Genomic DNA, 15,114 nt, shown 5'->3' on the forward strand with positions numbered 1-15,114 from the left:
AGCGCCAATAATGGAAAAAACGGGAAGTTGGGCATCACAATCGCACAGAATTTTTATATACTACGGCCATTATGGCAACAAACGAGCACATTGCCAGCACCAGCGACGCCGATTTTCAGCGCGAGGTGCTGGAGTCCGAGATTCCGGTGCTGGTGGATTTCTGGGCCGAGTGGTGCGGGCCGTGCAAGACCATCAGCCCGCTGCTTGAGGAAATCGCGCCCGAATACGAGGGCCGCCTGAAAATCGTCAAACTGGATGTGGACGCCAACCCCGACACGCCGCCGCGCTACGGCATCCGCGGCATTCCGACGCTGCTGCTGTTCAAGAACGGCAATGTCGAGAACACCCGCGTCGGCACCGTCACGCGCTCGCAGTTGACGGCCTTCATTGACCAGACACTCTGACGCCGCGCCGCAACCGTTCAGACACCTTTGTCACCGCTTGAAATGCGCGTGGCGGCGTGTCATACTGGCGGCGCACCCGCGAAGGTGCGCCTGATTCCGCCCTCCCGCCGGCCCCGAAAGTCGGCCACCAACCCCTGCCATCAACCCTGAGGAACCCCCGACCATGACCATGAACATCATTGAATTGAAGAAAAAGCCCGCCGCCGAACTGACCTCGCTGGCCGAGTCGCTCGGCATCGAGAATGTGTCGCGCGCCAAGCGCCAGGACATCATCTTCTCCATCCTGAAGACGACGGCGAGAAACCGCGAGGACATCTACAGCGAGGGCGTGCTCGAGATTCTGCCCGACAGTTTCGGTTTTATGCGCTCTTCCGACTACTCCTACCTCGCCGGGCCGGACGACATCTATGTGTCGCCGAGCCAGATACGCCGCTTTGAACTTCGCACCGGCGACACCATCACCGGCAAGATACGCCCGCCGAAGGAAAGCGAGCGCTACTTCGCGCTGCTGAAGATAGAGACCATCAACATGGAGCCGCCGGAGCAGACGCGCAACAAGGTGCTGTTTGAGAACCTGACGCCGCTGCACGCCGACGACCGCCTGCGGCTTGAGCGCGGCAACGGCAGTTCCGAGGACATCACCGCGCGCATCATTGACATCGTGTCGCCCATCGGCAAGGGGCAGCGCGGCCTGATTGTGTCGCCGCCGAAGGCCGGCAAGACCATCATGCTGCAAAACATCGCGCAGAGCATCGCCGCCAACCACCCGGATGTCTATCTGATGGTGCTGCTGATTGACGAGCGCCCCGAGGAGGTCACCGAAATGCAGCGCATGGTGCGCGGCGAGGTCATCTCCAGCACCTTCGACGAACCGGCGCACCGCCATGTGCAGGTCGCCAACATGGCCATCGAGAAGGCCAAGCGGCTGGTGGAGCACAAACTGGATGTCGTCATCCTGCTTGATTCAATCACGCGCCTGGCGCGCGCCCACAACACCGTGGCGCCGTCGTCGGGCAAGGTGCTGACCGGCGGCGTGGACGCCAACGCGCTGCACCGCCCGAAGCGCTTCTTCGGCGCCGCGCGCAATGTGGACAGCACCGGCAGCCTGACGATACTGGCGACGGCGCTGATTGACACCGGATCAAAGATGGACGAGGTCATCTACGAGGAATTCAAGGGCACCGGCAACATGGAAATGCACCTCGACCGCCGCATCGCCGAGCGCCGCATCTACCCCGCCATCAACATCAAGCGCTCCGGCACGCGCCGCGAGGAACTGCTGATTGACCCGGACGAACTGCAGAAAATCTGGATACTGCGGAAATTCCTGAACTCGATGGACGACGCCGAGGCGGTGGAATTCCTGCTGACCCGAATGAAGGCGACCAAGACCAACGACGCATTCTTCGAGGCGATGAAAGGCTGACGCCGCCCGCGCCGCGCGGACTACACCGCGCGGTGGCCGATGTCGGTGCGAAAAAACCGCCGCGGCCAGCGGATGCGCTCGCAGGCGCGGTAGGCGCGCTCGCGGGCCTCGGCAACATCGCCGCCGAGCGAGGTAACGCACAACACGCGCCCGCCGCTGGTTCTGACAACGCCGCCGTCAAGCCGGGCGCCGGCGTGAAAGACCTTGGCGTCGCCTTCTGAAACACTGTCCAATCCCTCGATGACATGCCCGGTGTCGCAGGCGCCGGGGTAGCCGCCGCTCGCAAGCACGACGCCGAGCGCGGTGCGTTCGTCCCATTCAACGACGGCGCCGTCCAGTCGCCGGTGGACGGCGGCGAGGCACAATTCCAGCAAATCCGTTCGCAGGCGCATCAGCAGCGGCTGGGTTTCCGGGTCGCCGAGGCGGCAGTTGAACTCCAGCACGCGCGCGCCGCCTTGTGCGTCCACCATCAGCCCGGCGTACAGAAAGCCGGTGAACTCGATGCCGTCGGCGGCGAGGCCGGCGACGACCGGGCGCATGATCTCGCGCATCACCCGCTCGCGCACCTCGCCGGTGACGACCGGCGCCGGCGAATACGCGCCCATGCCGCCGGTGTTCGGCCCGGCGTCGCCGTCGTCGCGCGCCTTGTGGTCCTGCGACGCCGCCAGCGGCGCCAGCGAGCGCCCGTCGCAAAGGCAGATGAAACTCGCCTCCTCGCCCTCGAGAAAATCCTCGATGACGATGCGCCGCCCGGCGTCGCCGAAACGGTCGCCGGACAGCATCTCCCGCGCCGCGCGTTCGGCCTCGGCGCGCTCATGCGCGACGACAACGCCCTTGCCGGCGGCGAGGCCGTCGGCCTTGACGACCACCGGCAGCGGGCATTCGCGCAAAAACGCCTGCGCCGCGCGCGCGTCGCTGAAACTGCGCCACGCCGCCGTCGGAATGCCGTGGCGCTGCATGAAGTCCTTGCAGAAAACCTTGGAAGATTCCAGTTGCGCGGCGGCGCGCGTCGGCCCGAAAATCGCCAGGCCGCGCTCGCGAAAGCGATCCACAATGCCCTGCGCCAGCGGCGCCTCCGGGCCGACCACCGTCAGGCCGACGCCGCGCTCGTGCGCGAACGCGCACAGTTGCTCAATGTCGTCGTCGGCGATTGCGACATTGGCGACGCCGTCCTCCAGCGCCGTGCCGGCATTGCCCGGCGCGACATAGACGGTGCCCGCCTGCGCGCCGCGCGCAATCTTCCACGCCATCGCGTGCTCGCGCCCGCCGCCGCCGACAATCAGTACATCCATCGCAGTTCCAGCGCGCGCGGCCTGAAAAGCCGGGCGCCTTTTATCGCGCCGCCGGCCATCCATGCCTTCATGTCACCCACGGCGCGCGGCCCTCAGTGCCTGAAATGGCGCACGCCGGTGAACACCATCGTCATGCCGCGCTCGTCGGCGGCGGCGATGACCTTGCGGTCGTTGACCGAGCCGCCCGGCTGAATGACGGCGCCGACGCCGGCCTCGTGCGCGGCGACAACGCCGTCTTCAAACGGAAAGAAGGCGTCCGACGCCATCGCCGCGCCGGCCAGCGCGCAGCCCGCGCGCGCGGCCTTGTCCACCGCAAGGCGCACCGAATCCACGCGGCTCATCTGGCCGGCGCCGATGCCCGATGTGCGCCCGTCCGCGGCCAGCACAATCGCGTTGGAGCGGACATGCTTGACGACGCGCCACGCAAACAGCAGGTCGGCAATTTCCCGTTCGTTTGGCTTGCGGCGCGTCACCGTCTTCAGGTCGGCGGCGCCGACGCGGCGCGTGTCGGCCTGCTGCACCAGCACGCCGCCGGCGACGGCGCGCGCATCAAGGCCGTCGTCGTCGCTGAACATGGCTTGGTGCGCCAGCACGCGCAGCGCCGGTTTGGCGGCCAGCACGGACAAGGCGTCGGGCGCGACCTGCGGGGCGACGACGACCTCGACAAACTGCTCCGTCATCGCGCGCGCGGTGTTGGCGTCAAGCGCGCGGTTGAAGGCGACGATGCCGCCGAACGCCGACTGCGGGTCGGTCTGCCGCGCGCGCCGCCAGGCTTCGGCGAGACTGTCGGCGCAGGCCGCGCCGCACGGGTTGGCGTGCTTGACAATGACGCACGCGGGCCGGTCGGCAAACTCGCGCACCGCGCGGACGGCGGCGTCGGCGTCGAGATAGTTGTTGAACGACAGTTTCTTGCCCTGCAACTGCCTGGCGCCGGCGAGGCCGCCGCCGCCGCTGTACAGCGCGGCGATTTGATGGGGGTTTTCGCCGTAACGCAGCCGCGCGGCCTGCGGCCAGCCGCCCCAGGCCTGCGGCAGATTGTCCGGCGACGGCGCGGCGTCCGGTGTCTGCGATGCAGTGTCCGGCGTTTGCGGTGCGGCATCCGGTATTTGCGGTGCAGCGTCCGGCGTCTGCGATACGGTGTCCATTGCCTGCGGTGCGGTGTCTGCCGTTTGCGGCGCAGCGTCCGCCGTCTTCGGCATTGTCGCGCGGCGCCTGGCAAGCCATGCGGCGACGGCGCGGTCGTAGGCCGCAATGTGGCTGAACGCCGCCGCCGCCAGTTCCAGGCGGCGGGTGTCGCCGACGCCGCCGTCGGCGCGAATCAGGCCGAGCACCTCGTCGTAGTCCGCCGGGTTGGTGACGACCGTCACAAAACGGTGGTTCTTCGCCGCCGCCCGCACCATCGCAGGCCCGCCGATGTCAATGTTCTCGACCGCCTCGGCGAGGCGCGCGCCGCGCGCGACGGTGCGCTCAAACGGATACAGATTGACGGCCAGCAGATCAATGCCGGCGATGCCGTGTTCGCGCATCACCGCGTCGTCCTCGCCGCGGCGCGCCAGCAGGCCGCCGTGAATGCGCGGGTGCAGCGTCTTGACGCGCCCGCCCATGATTTCCGGAAAACCGGTGTAAGCGGACACATCGCGCACCTCAACGCCGCCTTCGCGCAGCGCGCGCGCGGTGCCGCCGGTGGACAGAATCTTGACGCCGGCGGCTTGCAGGCCGCGGGCGAAGGCGACAACGCCGGTCTTGTCCGACACGCTCAGCAGCGCGCGCGCCACCGGCGGCGGGCGGCTGCGCGCCGCGCTCACCCGGCCCCCGCGCCGAGTTTGCCGAACAGTTTGCTGAAAGTGCGGTACTCGCCGGCGCGCACCGTGCCCTTGAGCCATGCGAAACCGATCTCGCGGTAGGCGCTGCGCGGCATTTCCATCGTCTCGACATGGGTGCGCGCCAGCAGCCCGGTGGCGTGCGCCAGTTCCGGCACGAAGGTGATGCCGAGGTCGTTGTTGACCATCTGCACCAGCGTGTAGAGGCTGCTCGCGCTGTACGGGCTGATCTTTTCAATGTGCCGGACGCTGCACGCCGAAAGCGCCTGGTTGCGAAGGCAATGGCCGTCCTCGAGCAGCAGGATGCTGTTGTCCGGCAGCGTCTTTTCGTCGTAGTGCTCCGGGTCGAACAACTTCGTGCCCTTGCGGTAGGCGAGCAGAAAGCGGTCCTTGAACAGCGTCAGCGTGTCGGTGCCCTTCAGGTCGAACGGCAGCGCGATCAGAATCAGGTCCAGTTGCCCCGCAAGCAGTTCATCGTGCAGGCGCCGCGTCAGGTCCTCGCGGATGGAGAGTTCCAGTTTCGGCCAGCGGCGGCGGACATCCGGCAGGATGGCCGGCAGCACGAACGGCGCGATCGTCGGAATAACGCCGAGGCGCAGGCGCCCGGTGAACGGCTCCTTGCCGCGGCCCGCGATTTCAACCAGGCGGTCGGTCTCGCGCAGCACCACGCGCGCCTGCTCGACGACCTCCTTGCCGAACGAGGTGAACAGCACCTTGCGGCTGGTGCGGTCCACCAGCGTCGCGCCCAACTGCGATTCCAGTTCCTTGATGGCGAGGCTGAATGTGGACTGCGACACAAAACTGGCGCGCGCCGCCTTGCCAAAATGCTGGTGGGTGTGCAGCGACACCAGAAGGGCCAGTTGGCGCAGCGTCGGTTGTCTTGTCATGGCGGAGTTGTCCCTGTCGCGCCCCCGGATTATCCCTGAAAAGCGATTGTTGGGCGGCTCGCCATTGATTTTAGCAAATGATGGGCCGCGCGCAACCGGCGGGCGCGGGACGCGCCGAATGGCGGCAAGCGGCGGAAAATGGCGGTTCATGCGCCGGCGGCGGCGGGTTCATCCGTTCAGAAACCTTTGTCAGCGGGCAAAAGGCTTGACAAGGGCAGATGGGGGGATAATCTGCACGACAACATTCCCATTAACCTTTTACAGGAGACAACAATGAAAACCATCTCACAACTGCCGGTGACCAACGAGATTGCCTCGGTCATCTGGGCGAAAAAGTGCGCCGCGGACAAGGACTTCCTCGCGGAAATAAAAGCCGACCCCGCCGCGAAGGTGCTTGAACGCCCTTCCGCTTCGATGCAGGTTCGCACGGTGCAAAACACCACCGACACGCTGCATATCTGCGTGCCGGACTATCAAAAGATGAACGACGGCTCGATTGACGAAATCAGCGATGAGCAAATGGCCGGCGTCGCGGGCGGGTTTTTCTGGTTTATTCCCATCATTGCCGGCATCGCTATTGCCGGAGGGATGGCCGCCGGAACAGCCGCCGCCACCGGCGCCTTCGACGAGAACACGGAATAACCCCATGCCGCAATGCCGCGGGGCGTTCACCCGGTGAATGTCCCGCAGCGGCCCGGTGAAACACCGCGACAGGCGCCGTCTTCCCCCGGGTTGACGGCGCCTTTTTTATGGGCGGCGAACGGCGGAAAATGGCGGTTTGCGCGGCGCCGGTGGCGGGCCTGTCCGTTCAGAAACCTTTGTCAGCGGGCAAAAGGCTTGACAACAACGGGAGAGGGAATAATCTGCATGACAACATTCCGATCAACCTTTAAATACAGGAGACGAACAATGGAAACAAATACACAAGTGCCGATGACCAACGAGATTGCTTCGGTCGTCTGGGCCAAGAGGTGCGCCGAGGACGGGAAACTCCTTGCGGCAATAAAAGCCGACCCCGCCGCGAAGGTGCTTGAACGCCCTTCCGCTTCGATGCAGGTTCGCACGGTGCAAAACACCACCGACACGCTGCATATCTGCGTGCCGGACTATCAAAAGATGAACGACGGCTCAATTGATGAAATCAGCGATGAGCAAATGGCCGGAGTCTCCGGCGGGCTTTTCTTCCTGCTGCCTCTGCTTGCCATCGGTGGTGTCGCAGCCGCCCACGCTGTCGTCGCGGGGACGGCCGTCGGAACAGCCGCCGCCACCGGCGCCTTCGACGAGAACACGGAATAATCCCATGCTGCAATGCTGCGGGGCGTTCACCCGGTGAATGCCCCGCAGCGGCCCGACAAAACACCGCGACAGGCGCCGTCTTCCCCGGGTTGACGGCGCCTTTTTTGTGGGCGGCGAACGGCGGAAAATGGCGGTTTGCGCGGCGCCGGTGGCGGGCCTGTCCGTTCAGAAACCTTTGTCAGCGGGCAAAAGGCTTGACAAAGACGGGAGCGGGAATAATCTGCATGACAGCATTCCAATCAACCTTTTACAGGAGGCAAGCAATGGAAACATTATCACAACTGCCGGTGACCAACGAGATTGCTTCGGTCATCTGGGCAAAGAAGTGCCTCGAGGACAGAAATCTCCTCGCGGAAATAAAAGCCGACCCGGCAACGAAGGCGCTTGGCGAAAAGGTCTCTTCAATGCAGGTTCACGCGGTGCAAAACACTGCGGACACGCTGAACATCTGCGTGCCGGACTACAAGGCGATGAACGATGGCACGCTTAGCCAGCTCAGCGAAGAGCAAATGAGCGGAGTCGCGGGCGGGCTTTTCTTCCTTCTGCCTTTGATTGGCCTCGCCACCGCCGGCGCAGTAACCGGTGCCGTGTACGGGGCAGCGGCGACAGTGGCAGGCGCCGGTGTTGGAATAGCATCAGCAGCCGGCGCCTTCGACGAGAACACGGACGGCTGATTCATGCCGCAATGCCGCTGCGGGACTTTCACCGGATGAAAGTCCCGCAACGGGCCGACAATACACCGCGACAGGCGCCGCTCTCCCCCCGGGTTGACGGCGCCTTTTTTGTGGGCGGCGAACGGCGGAAAATGGCGGTTTGCGCGGCGCCGGTGGCGGGCCTGTCCGTTCAGAAACCTTTGTCAGCGGGCAAAAGGCTTGACAACAACGGGAGAGGGAATAATCTGCATGACAACATTCCGATTTACCTTTACCAATCAGGAGGGAAACAATGGGAACAACACACACACAAGTGCCGGTGACCAACGAGATTGTTTCGGTCATCTGGGCGAAGAAGTGCCTTGAGGACAGAAGCCTCCTCGCGGAAACAAAAGCCGACCCGGCAACGAAGGCGTTTGGCGGGAAAACCTCCTCAATGCAGGTCCGCGCGGTGCAAAACACTTCGGACACACTGAACATCTGCATTCCGGACTATGCGGCGCTGAACGACGGCACGCTTGACCGGCTTGCCGACAAGCACATGGCGGATGTCTCGGGCGGGATACTCCCCCTGCTTTTCATCGGCATACCCGTCGCAGTTGCCGCCGTTCCGGCGGCGATTGGCGTTGCCAGCGCCGGCGGTGCGTTCACAGCCGCCGCCGCCGCCGGCGGCGCCGCTGTTGCCGCAGGGGTGGCCGTCGGAACAGCCGCCGGCGTCGGCGCTTTCAATCAAGGCACCGGGTTGTACGATGTGGATGACACGGGCTGACCCATGTCGCAATGCCGCGGGATTTTCATCAGTGAATATCCCGCGGCGGCCCGGCAAACCTTCATTGACAGGAGACCATCAGATGAAAACGAAAACGACACAACTGCCGATGACCAAGGAAATCGCCTCGGTGGTGTGGGCCGAGAAATGCCTGAAAGACAAGGCATGGGCGCGGAAAGTTCATTCCGACCCGGCCAAAACCCTCGGCAGGGGGTTTCCCGGCGAACAAATCCGCACGGTGCAGAACACCGCGGACACGCTGCATATCTGCGTGCCGCATTATGAAGCCACGCTTGACGAGGTGCTTGGCGACGAAGCGCTGGACGGGGTCGCGGGCGGATTCAGTTTCGTCCCCGGGCGGGAAGATATTGTCCGCACGATGAACTACTACCAGGGGCAACTGGACGACTTTCGCGCCGCACATCCGACGGGGGAACAGGTCTCCCGCAGCGCAGCGCTTTCTTTCAACCGCCGGCAGATATTCGTGTGGGATGTCATGCAGGGACTTGCCGCAGGGGAAGAATAGGCATTCAATACACCGCGACAGGCGCCGTCTTCCCCCGGGCTGACGGCGCCTTTTTTATGGCCGGCGGCGGGCCTGTCCGTTCAGAAACCTTTGTCAGCGGGCAAAAGGCTTGACAAGGACGGGAGAGGGAATAATCTGCATGACAACATTCCAATCAACCTTTAAACACAGGAGACGAACAATGGAAGCAAAAACACGACTGCCGGCGACCAACGAGATTGTTTCGGTCATCTGGGCAAAGAAGTGCCTTGAGGACGGCAATTTCCTCACGGAAATGAAAGCCGACCCGGCAACGAAAGCGTTTGCCGGAAAGACACCCTCAATGCAGGTTCACGCGGTGCAAAACACCGCAGACACGCTGAACATCTGTGTTCCGGACTACGGGGTACTGAATGACGGCACAGTGGACCGAATCAGCGATGAGCAAATGGCCGGAGTCTCGGGCGGGATTTTCTGGTTTATTCCCTTCCTTGTGCTCGGCGCAGTCGGCGCCGGTGTTACCGCAGCGGCAGGCGTCGGAATAGCCGCCTCCGCCGGCGCAGAAATCTAACAAGGGCGCGGGGCTTTCATCCGCTGAATGTCCGGCAGCGGCCCGGCGAAACACCGCGACAGGCGCCGTCTTCCCCCGGGTTGACGGCGCCTTTTTTGTGGGCGGCGAACGGCGGAAAATGGCGGTTTGCACGGCGCCGGCGGCGATTCAGCCGTTCAGAAACCTTTGTCAGCGGGCAAAAAACTTGACAACAACGGGCAAGGGGGTAATCTGAATGACAGCATCCCGATTAACCCTTACTAATCAGGAGTCAATGATGGAAACAAACACACAATTGCCGATAACCAACGAGATTGCCTCGGTCATCTGGGCGAAGAAATGCGCTGTGGACAGGGGCTTCCTCGCGCAAATAAAGGCCGACGCCGCGACGGCGTTTGAAGGTGGCGCCCTTCCCGCCTCAATGGAGGTTCGCGCGGTGCAAAACACCGCCGACACGCTGAACATCTGCGTGCCGGGCTACCGGGGCCTGGAAGACGCCGTCAACCAACTCAGTGACGAGCAAATGGCGGGCGTTTCGGGCGGACTGTTTTTCCTGTTCGGCCTGCTTGGGCTGATAGGAACGGCGGGGGCCGTCGGAGCGGCTGCCGCAGTGGGCGCCGGAGCCGCCGCCGCCGGCGGCGCCATGATTGCCGAATCCCAAAACACACCCGCTGATGGCGCGGCTGCGTAAATGCCGCAGTAGCGTGCCACAAGGGACCAACCTGACCGGCAAGACAAACGCCGCCTTTCTCGGATTGGCGGCGTCTTTTTTTGCGGCATTCGCGGCGTCGGCGGAAGAAGTCGAGCGGCTGGTCGTCGTCGGCTCGCGCGCCGAGCCGCGCACCGTGACCGACACCGCCGCGCCGGTGGACATCATCACCGGCGCGCAGATTGCGCGCACCGGCATCACCGAGACCTCGCGCCTGATTCAGGCGCTGATTCCGTCGTTCAATTTCTCGGTTTCCACCATCAGCGACGGCACCGACGCGGTGCGCCCGGCGACGCTGCGCGGCCTCTACCCCGACCAGGTGCTGGTGCTGGTCAACGGCAAGCGCCGCCACAACAGCGCGCTGACACACATCAACGGCTCGGTCGGGCGCGGCTCCGCCGGCACCGACCTCAACGCCATTCCGCCGAGCGCGATCGAGCGCATTGAGGTGCTGCGCGACGGCGCCTCGGCGCAATACGGCTCCGACGCCATCGCCGGCATCATCAACATCGTGCTGAAACGGCAGACCGAGGCGACCGAGGTGTACAACTACTTCGGCGAGACCTACCAGGGCGACGGCGACCAGCGGCGCCACAGCGTCAACACCGGCTGGGCGCTGGCCGGCGGCGGCTTTCTGAACCTGTCGCTTGAACGGCGCGGGCGCAACCGCACCAACCGCGCAGGCGACGACCCGCGCTGCCAGTACAGCGACCCGTGCACGCTGACCAGCGGCAGGGAGGCCGCCTTCGACCGCCTCAACCACCGCTTCGGCGACGCCGAGTCCGACAACTCGTACCTGGCCTTCAATTCGGAAATGCCGCTCGCCGACGCGACGCTCTACGCCTCCGGGATATGGTCGCGGCGCGACACGCAGGCGGGCGGCTTCTACCGCCGCGCGCTCGACCGCCGCAACCGCCCGAACATCTACCCGGACGGCTTTCTGCCGATGATCAACACCGATGTTGAAGACGCCTCGCTGACTGTCGGCGCGCGCACACAACTCGGCGAGTGGGATGTGGACGCCAGCGTGACGCACGGCAGAAACACCTTTGAGTTTCGCGTGACCAACTCGCTGAATGTGTCGCTCGGCGACAACAGCCCGCGTTCCGCCGACTCCGGCGAACTGGTGTTCGGACAGACGACCTTCAACCTCGACGCGGTGAGGCCGCTGAACATCGGCCTGGCCGAACCGCTGAACCTGGCCGCCGGTTACGAATACCGCAGGGATGAATACGAGATCAAGGCGGGCGAGCCGGACTCTTACCGCGACGGCGGCGAGAACGGCCAGGACGGCACGCCGGGGACGCCGGGGATACAGGTGTTTCCGGGCTTCCGCCCCGAGAACGAGGCCGACGAGAGCCGCCACAACCACGCCTTCTACATTGACGCCGAAACTTGGCTTTCCGAGCGCCTGCGCGCAGGCGCCGCGGTGCGCTACGAGGATTACAGCGACTTCGGCAGCGACCTCAACGGCAAGCTGAGCGCGCGCTATGAATTCTCCGACCGCTTCGCGCTGCGCGGCACGCTGTCGTCGGGGTTTCGCGCGCCGGGGCTGGCGCAGCATTACTTCGACAATGTCAGCACGCAGTTCAATGTGGAAAACGGCGTGACCGTGGCCAGGGAGACGCTGACCGCGCGCAACGAGGCCGCCTTCGCGCGCGCCATCGGCGTGGAGGAACTGAAGGAGGAGACATCGTTCAATCTGAGTCTCGGCTTTGTCGCGCGGCCTTTCGACAACCTGTCGCTGTCGGTGGACGCCTATTTGATTGAGGTGGACGACCGCATCGTGCTGTCGAGCAGGCTCGGCGGCGACCAAATCCGCCCCGAACTGCAAGCCGCGGCGCTCGCCATCCTCAACAGGGACTACGGCTTCAACCTGGCCGACATCAGCGGCCTGCGCTTTCAGTTCTTCACCAACGCGATAGACACCCGCACGCGCGGCGTGGATGTCGTGGCCGAGTGGTCGCACTGGCTTGATCACGGCGCGTCGCTGAAACTGACCGGCGCGGCGAATGTCAATTCCAGCGAGGTGGAGGGCGGCATTGACCTGCCGGCGGGGCTGACGGCGGGCACCGATTTGTTCAGCGCCAACGAGGTCGGCTACATTGAGAGCGGGCACCCGCGCCAGAGTTACAAGTTTCAGGCGCACTACCTGCTGGGCGTGCACGACCTGACGCTGCGGCTGAACCGCTACGGCAGCGTGACTTCCAACTACGACGCCGTGCGCCAGACCTACGGCGCGAGATGGCTTGCCGACATTGAATACACGCACCATTTCGGCGCGGATGTGGACTGGACCGTCGGCGTCAACAACCTGCTCGACACCCGCCCGGAAAGAAACCTGCCGGAAAATTCGTTCAACGGCATTTTCCCGTACAACCGGCGCGCCTCGCCCTTCGACTACAACGGCGGGTTTTACTTCACCAGCCTGAAAGTCTCGTTCTGACAGTTGGCGGGCCGCGGCGCCCCTTCTGTCGTGCGGGGCGGCGGCGGGCGGGCGCGGCGGCCCGGCCAACCATGCGGCGCGGCGGCGCACCGGAAACGGCGGCAACAATGAAGGCGCCGGGCCGCGAACCTGCCAATTTTTCCCTGTCATTCTCTAAAATAAAGGCTGGCGGCGCCGGGCGCGCTGCCGCGCCCGGCAGAGAGGGCATGAATTGATGAAACGCTGGCAGGACAACAACGGGACATCACGGAAGGCATGGCGCGCCGTTGCGGGCGGCGCGGGCGTCGCTGCTGCGCTGGCGGCGGTGCTGGTGTGGGTGTCCGGCCAGTGGGGTGAGACGCCGGAGGCGGTTGTGGGGATTCCGGCGGCGGGGCAGGTTCCGGCGTCTGCGGTGGATGATTCGGCGGCGCAACAATCGGCGTCGGCGCCGTCTGCGGGTGTTCCGGTGAAGTCTTCGCCAATGCCGTCCGCGGGCGGCCCGTTGGCAGAGTCTGCGCCAACGCCTTCCGCCGATGACTCTGCCGCAGATACGCCAACGCCGTCCGCCCCGCCGGAAACGGTCGAGCGCATGAAACAGGCGCTGCAACAGATAAAGAGCGCGTCCATGCCGCCGTCCGAAGCGGCGATTGACGGAAAACGCGAGCGCCTGCTCGTCACACGCCGCCCCGGCATGGCCGAAATGCGCGGCGGCGCGTTCACGCTGCTGGCCGCGATGCAGGAAGTGGAAATAAGCCACCTTGGGGCGCTCGATATCACCATCGTTGAAGTGCCGGTCGGCTGGGATCTGGATCATCTGCGCCAAATCATCGCCGAAGACCCGTCGGTGGAGTCCGCCTCAAGGGACAGCGTGGTGCAGGCGCGAGGCCGGGTCGTGCCGAACGACCCGGATTTCGGTATCCAGCACAATCTCAACCAAAGCGGCGATGTGGATGTGGACGCGCCCGAGGCATGGGCCTACACCACCGGCAGCGAAGAGATTGTGGTCGCGGTGATAGACTCCGGCATTGATTACAGCCATCTGGACCTGCTGCCCAATCTGTGGGTCAACAGCAGCGAAATCGCGAACAACAACATTGACGACGACGGCAACGGTTATGTTGACGACATCTACGGCGTCAACGCCACCATTGAGGGAGTCGCAGACATCCGCCGGGGAGACCCCTGGGACGACACCGGGCACGGCACAGGGGTGGCCAGCGTGATTGGCGCACGCGGCAACAACAACGCGCTGCTGGCGGGCATCAACTGGAATGTACGGATTATGAGCATCAAGGCCATAGAAAGCGATAACAGGGGCCTTAGCAGCTACATTATAACCGGCATAGACTACATCGTGAAAATGAGAAGAGAAAGAAACATCAATATCAAGGTGGTGAACCTCAGTATCGGCTTCACGGTGAACTTGAAGGAGGACTGCCCGAGGGTATCTGCGCTGCTTTCGCTGTACAGGTCAATTGCCAGGCTCGGGGAAGAGGACATTCTGTTCGTCACATCCTCAGGCAACGCAGGGAGAGATATTGACTTGCCGGGCCAACCAACGGATGCCCCGGCATGTTTCGACCACGATCATCTCATCGCGGTCGCGTCTCAAACCGTCAGAGGCCGGCAAGTCATCGGCAATTACGGGATTACATCGGTTGATTTGACGGCCCCCGGCAGCGAGATTCCGACGGCGGGGATACCGAGCCTCTATGCGTGGCGCCCCCAGTCGCGAAAAGGTTCGCCGGATTCCGGCGTCAAAATTTTCCCCGACGGCCCCGACAGCACGGAATCCGCCGCCGACGCCGCGAGATGGACAGCGGACCCGCCCTGGGGACGGACGACGGAACAAAAGGTTGGCGGCCTCTATTCCTGGACCGACAGTCCCCGCAGCGCCGGCAATCCCGGTGGACTTTACGCCGGTGACCAAAACATTTCGCTGACATCTCCGCCGATTGACCTGAGCGCCTCCACGCCCGGAGAGGTCTGGCTGTTTCTCCGCGCCGACATCAGGACCGCTCTTGAGTACAGATTCGGCAGCAACGTGAACGTGCCTTGCAGATTTTGTGATGTGCTGTACCTCGAAATGTCCCGCAACTCCACGATGAACTGGACGACAAGAGAGGCCTGGAGCGGCTTCAACGGGTGGCGGGAGATGTCCGTCGCCATACCGGCCTGGGGCTATAAAAGAGATTTCCGTTTCAGGTTCCGGTTGGACACCAACGCCGCAACCAATCATGACGGAGTGTACATAGACAATATCCGGATTGTCAGCCACGACACGGGCGCCGACACCACGAGCAGCCGGTCCGGAACCTCTTATGCGGCGCCTCATGTCGCAGGCGCCGCGGCGCTGCTGTGGGCGCACCGGCCCGGCC

14 protein-coding genes are annotated in these 15,114 nt (G+C 64.2%); 11 read left to right on the forward strand and 3 right to left on the reverse strand.

The window, feature by feature from the left end; all coding sequences use genetic code 11:
* Window positions 1–71: 71 nt before the first annotated feature.
* Window positions 72–404, forward strand: a complete 333-nt coding sequence (trxA, locus tag OXU50_02130; protein ID MDD9868682.1) for a thioredoxin — start codon at window positions 72–74, stop codon at window positions 402–404.
* Window positions 405–573: 169 nt separating this feature from the next.
* Entirely contained in the window at window positions 574–1,830 is a 1,257-nt protein-coding gene (rho, locus tag OXU50_02135) for a transcription termination factor Rho (GenBank protein ID MDD9868683.1), read from the forward strand.
* A 20-nt stretch (window positions 1,831–1,850) separates the two neighbouring features.
* Here the strand turns inward: rho and purD are convergent, their stop codons facing one another.
* From purD to OXU50_02150, 3 genes are all read right to left on the reverse strand, one after another.
* Window positions 1,851–3,122: a phosphoribosylamine--glycine ligase gene (purD, locus tag OXU50_02140; protein MDD9868684.1), complete on the reverse strand. Its 1,272-nt coding sequence runs from the start codon at window positions 3,120–3,122 to the stop codon at window positions 1,851–1,853.
* A gap of 92 nt (window positions 3,123–3,214) precedes the next feature.
* The gene (gene purH / locus OXU50_02145; protein MDD9868685.1) at window positions 3,215–4,927 is read right to left on the reverse strand and encodes a bifunctional phosphoribosylaminoimidazolecarboxamide formyltransferase/IMP cyclohydrolase; all 1,713 of its coding nucleotides are present in this window, start codon (window positions 4,925–4,927) and stop codon (window positions 3,215–3,217) included.
* On the reverse strand, window positions 4,924–5,829 hold the full coding sequence (locus OXU50_02150) for a LysR substrate-binding domain-containing protein (protein ID MDD9868686.1): 906 nt from the start codon (window positions 5,827–5,829) through the stop codon (window positions 4,924–4,926). The genes purH and OXU50_02150 overlap by 4 nt, the downstream gene beginning before the upstream one ends.
* A gap of 273 nt (window positions 5,830–6,102) precedes the next feature.
* Here OXU50_02150 and OXU50_02155 point away from each other — a divergent pair, with 273 nt between their 5' ends.
* The 9 genes from OXU50_02155 to OXU50_02195 form a co-directional block, all read left to right on the forward strand.
* The gene (locus tag OXU50_02155) at window positions 6,103–6,471 is read left to right on the forward strand and encodes a hypothetical protein (protein MDD9868687.1); all 369 of its coding nucleotides are present in this window, start codon (window positions 6,103–6,105) and stop codon (window positions 6,469–6,471) included.
* Window positions 6,472–6,738: 267 nt separating this feature from the next.
* On the forward strand, window positions 6,739–7,125 hold the full coding sequence (locus tag OXU50_02160) for a hypothetical protein (GenBank protein MDD9868688.1): 387 nt from the start codon (window positions 6,739–6,741) through the stop codon (window positions 7,123–7,125).
* Window positions 7,126–7,388: 263 nt separating this feature from the next.
* Entirely contained in the window at window positions 7,389–7,799 is a 411-nt protein-coding gene (locus OXU50_02165) for a hypothetical protein (GenBank protein MDD9868689.1), read from the forward strand.
* A 271-nt stretch (window positions 7,800–8,070) separates the two neighbouring features.
* On the forward strand, window positions 8,071–8,547 hold the full coding sequence (locus tag OXU50_02170; GenBank protein MDD9868690.1) for a hypothetical protein: 477 nt from the start codon (window positions 8,071–8,073) through the stop codon (window positions 8,545–8,547).
* Window positions 8,548–8,629: 82 nt separating this feature from the next.
* Window positions 8,630–9,073, forward strand: coding sequence for a hypothetical protein (locus OXU50_02175; GenBank protein ID MDD9868691.1), 444 nt, complete (start codon window positions 8,630–8,632; stop codon window positions 9,071–9,073).
* A 181-nt stretch (window positions 9,074–9,254) separates the two neighbouring features.
* A complete protein-coding gene (locus OXU50_02180) occupies window positions 9,255–9,623 on the forward strand; it encodes a hypothetical protein (protein ID MDD9868692.1) in 369 nt (122 codons plus the stop codon).
* Between the two features lie 253 nt (window positions 9,624–9,876).
* Complete coding sequence (locus OXU50_02185) at window positions 9,877–10,293, forward strand: hypothetical protein (GenBank protein MDD9868693.1); 417 nt, start codon at window positions 9,877–9,879, stop codon at window positions 10,291–10,293.
* Window positions 10,294–10,306: 13 nt separating this feature from the next.
* Window positions 10,307–12,757, forward strand: coding sequence for a TonB-dependent receptor (locus OXU50_02190; protein ID MDD9868694.1), 2,451 nt, complete (start codon window positions 10,307–10,309; stop codon window positions 12,755–12,757).
* 214 nt (window positions 12,758–12,971) lie between these two features.
* Window positions 12,972–15,114: S8 family serine peptidase (locus tag OXU50_02195; protein MDD9868695.1), on the forward strand; the 2,143-nt coding region annotated here is incomplete at its 3' end.

The organism is Gammaproteobacteria bacterium, from assembly GCA_028817225.1.
Taxonomy (GTDB): domain Bacteria; phylum Pseudomonadota; class Gammaproteobacteria; order Poriferisulfidales; family Oxydemutatoraceae; genus Oxydemutator.

Coding starts and splice junctions, on each gene's coding strand:
- rho (MDD9868683.1), top strand. CDS start 574: ATGAACATCATTGAATTGAAGAAAAAGCCCGCCGCCGAACTGACCTCG.
- OXU50_02165 (MDD9868689.1), top strand. CDS start 7,389: ATGGAAACATTATCACAACTGCCGGTGACCAACGAGATTGCTTCGGTC.
- trxA (MDD9868682.1), top strand. CDS start 72: ATGGCAACAAACGAGCACATTGCCAGCACCAGCGACGCCGATTTTCAG.
- OXU50_02175 (MDD9868691.1), top strand. CDS start 8,630: ATGAAAACGAAAACGACACAACTGCCGATGACCAAGGAAATCGCCTCG.
- OXU50_02155 (MDD9868687.1), top strand. CDS start 6,103: ATGAAAACCATCTCACAACTGCCGGTGACCAACGAGATTGCCTCGGTC.
- purD (MDD9868684.1), bottom strand. CDS start 3,122: ATGGATGTACTGATTGTCGGCGGCGGCGGGCGCGAGCACGCGATGGCG.
- OXU50_02170 (MDD9868690.1), top strand. CDS start 8,071: ATGGGAACAACACACACACAAGTGCCGGTGACCAACGAGATTGTTTCG.
- OXU50_02185 (MDD9868693.1), top strand. CDS start 9,877: ATGATGGAAACAAACACACAATTGCCGATAACCAACGAGATTGCCTCG.
- OXU50_02150 (MDD9868686.1), bottom strand. CDS start 5,829: ATGACAAGACAACCGACGCTGCGCCAACTGGCCCTTCTGGTGTCGCTG.
- OXU50_02160 (MDD9868688.1), top strand. CDS start 6,739: ATGGAAACAAATACACAAGTGCCGATGACCAACGAGATTGCTTCGGTC.
- OXU50_02180 (MDD9868692.1), top strand. CDS start 9,255: ATGGAAGCAAAAACACGACTGCCGGCGACCAACGAGATTGTTTCGGTC.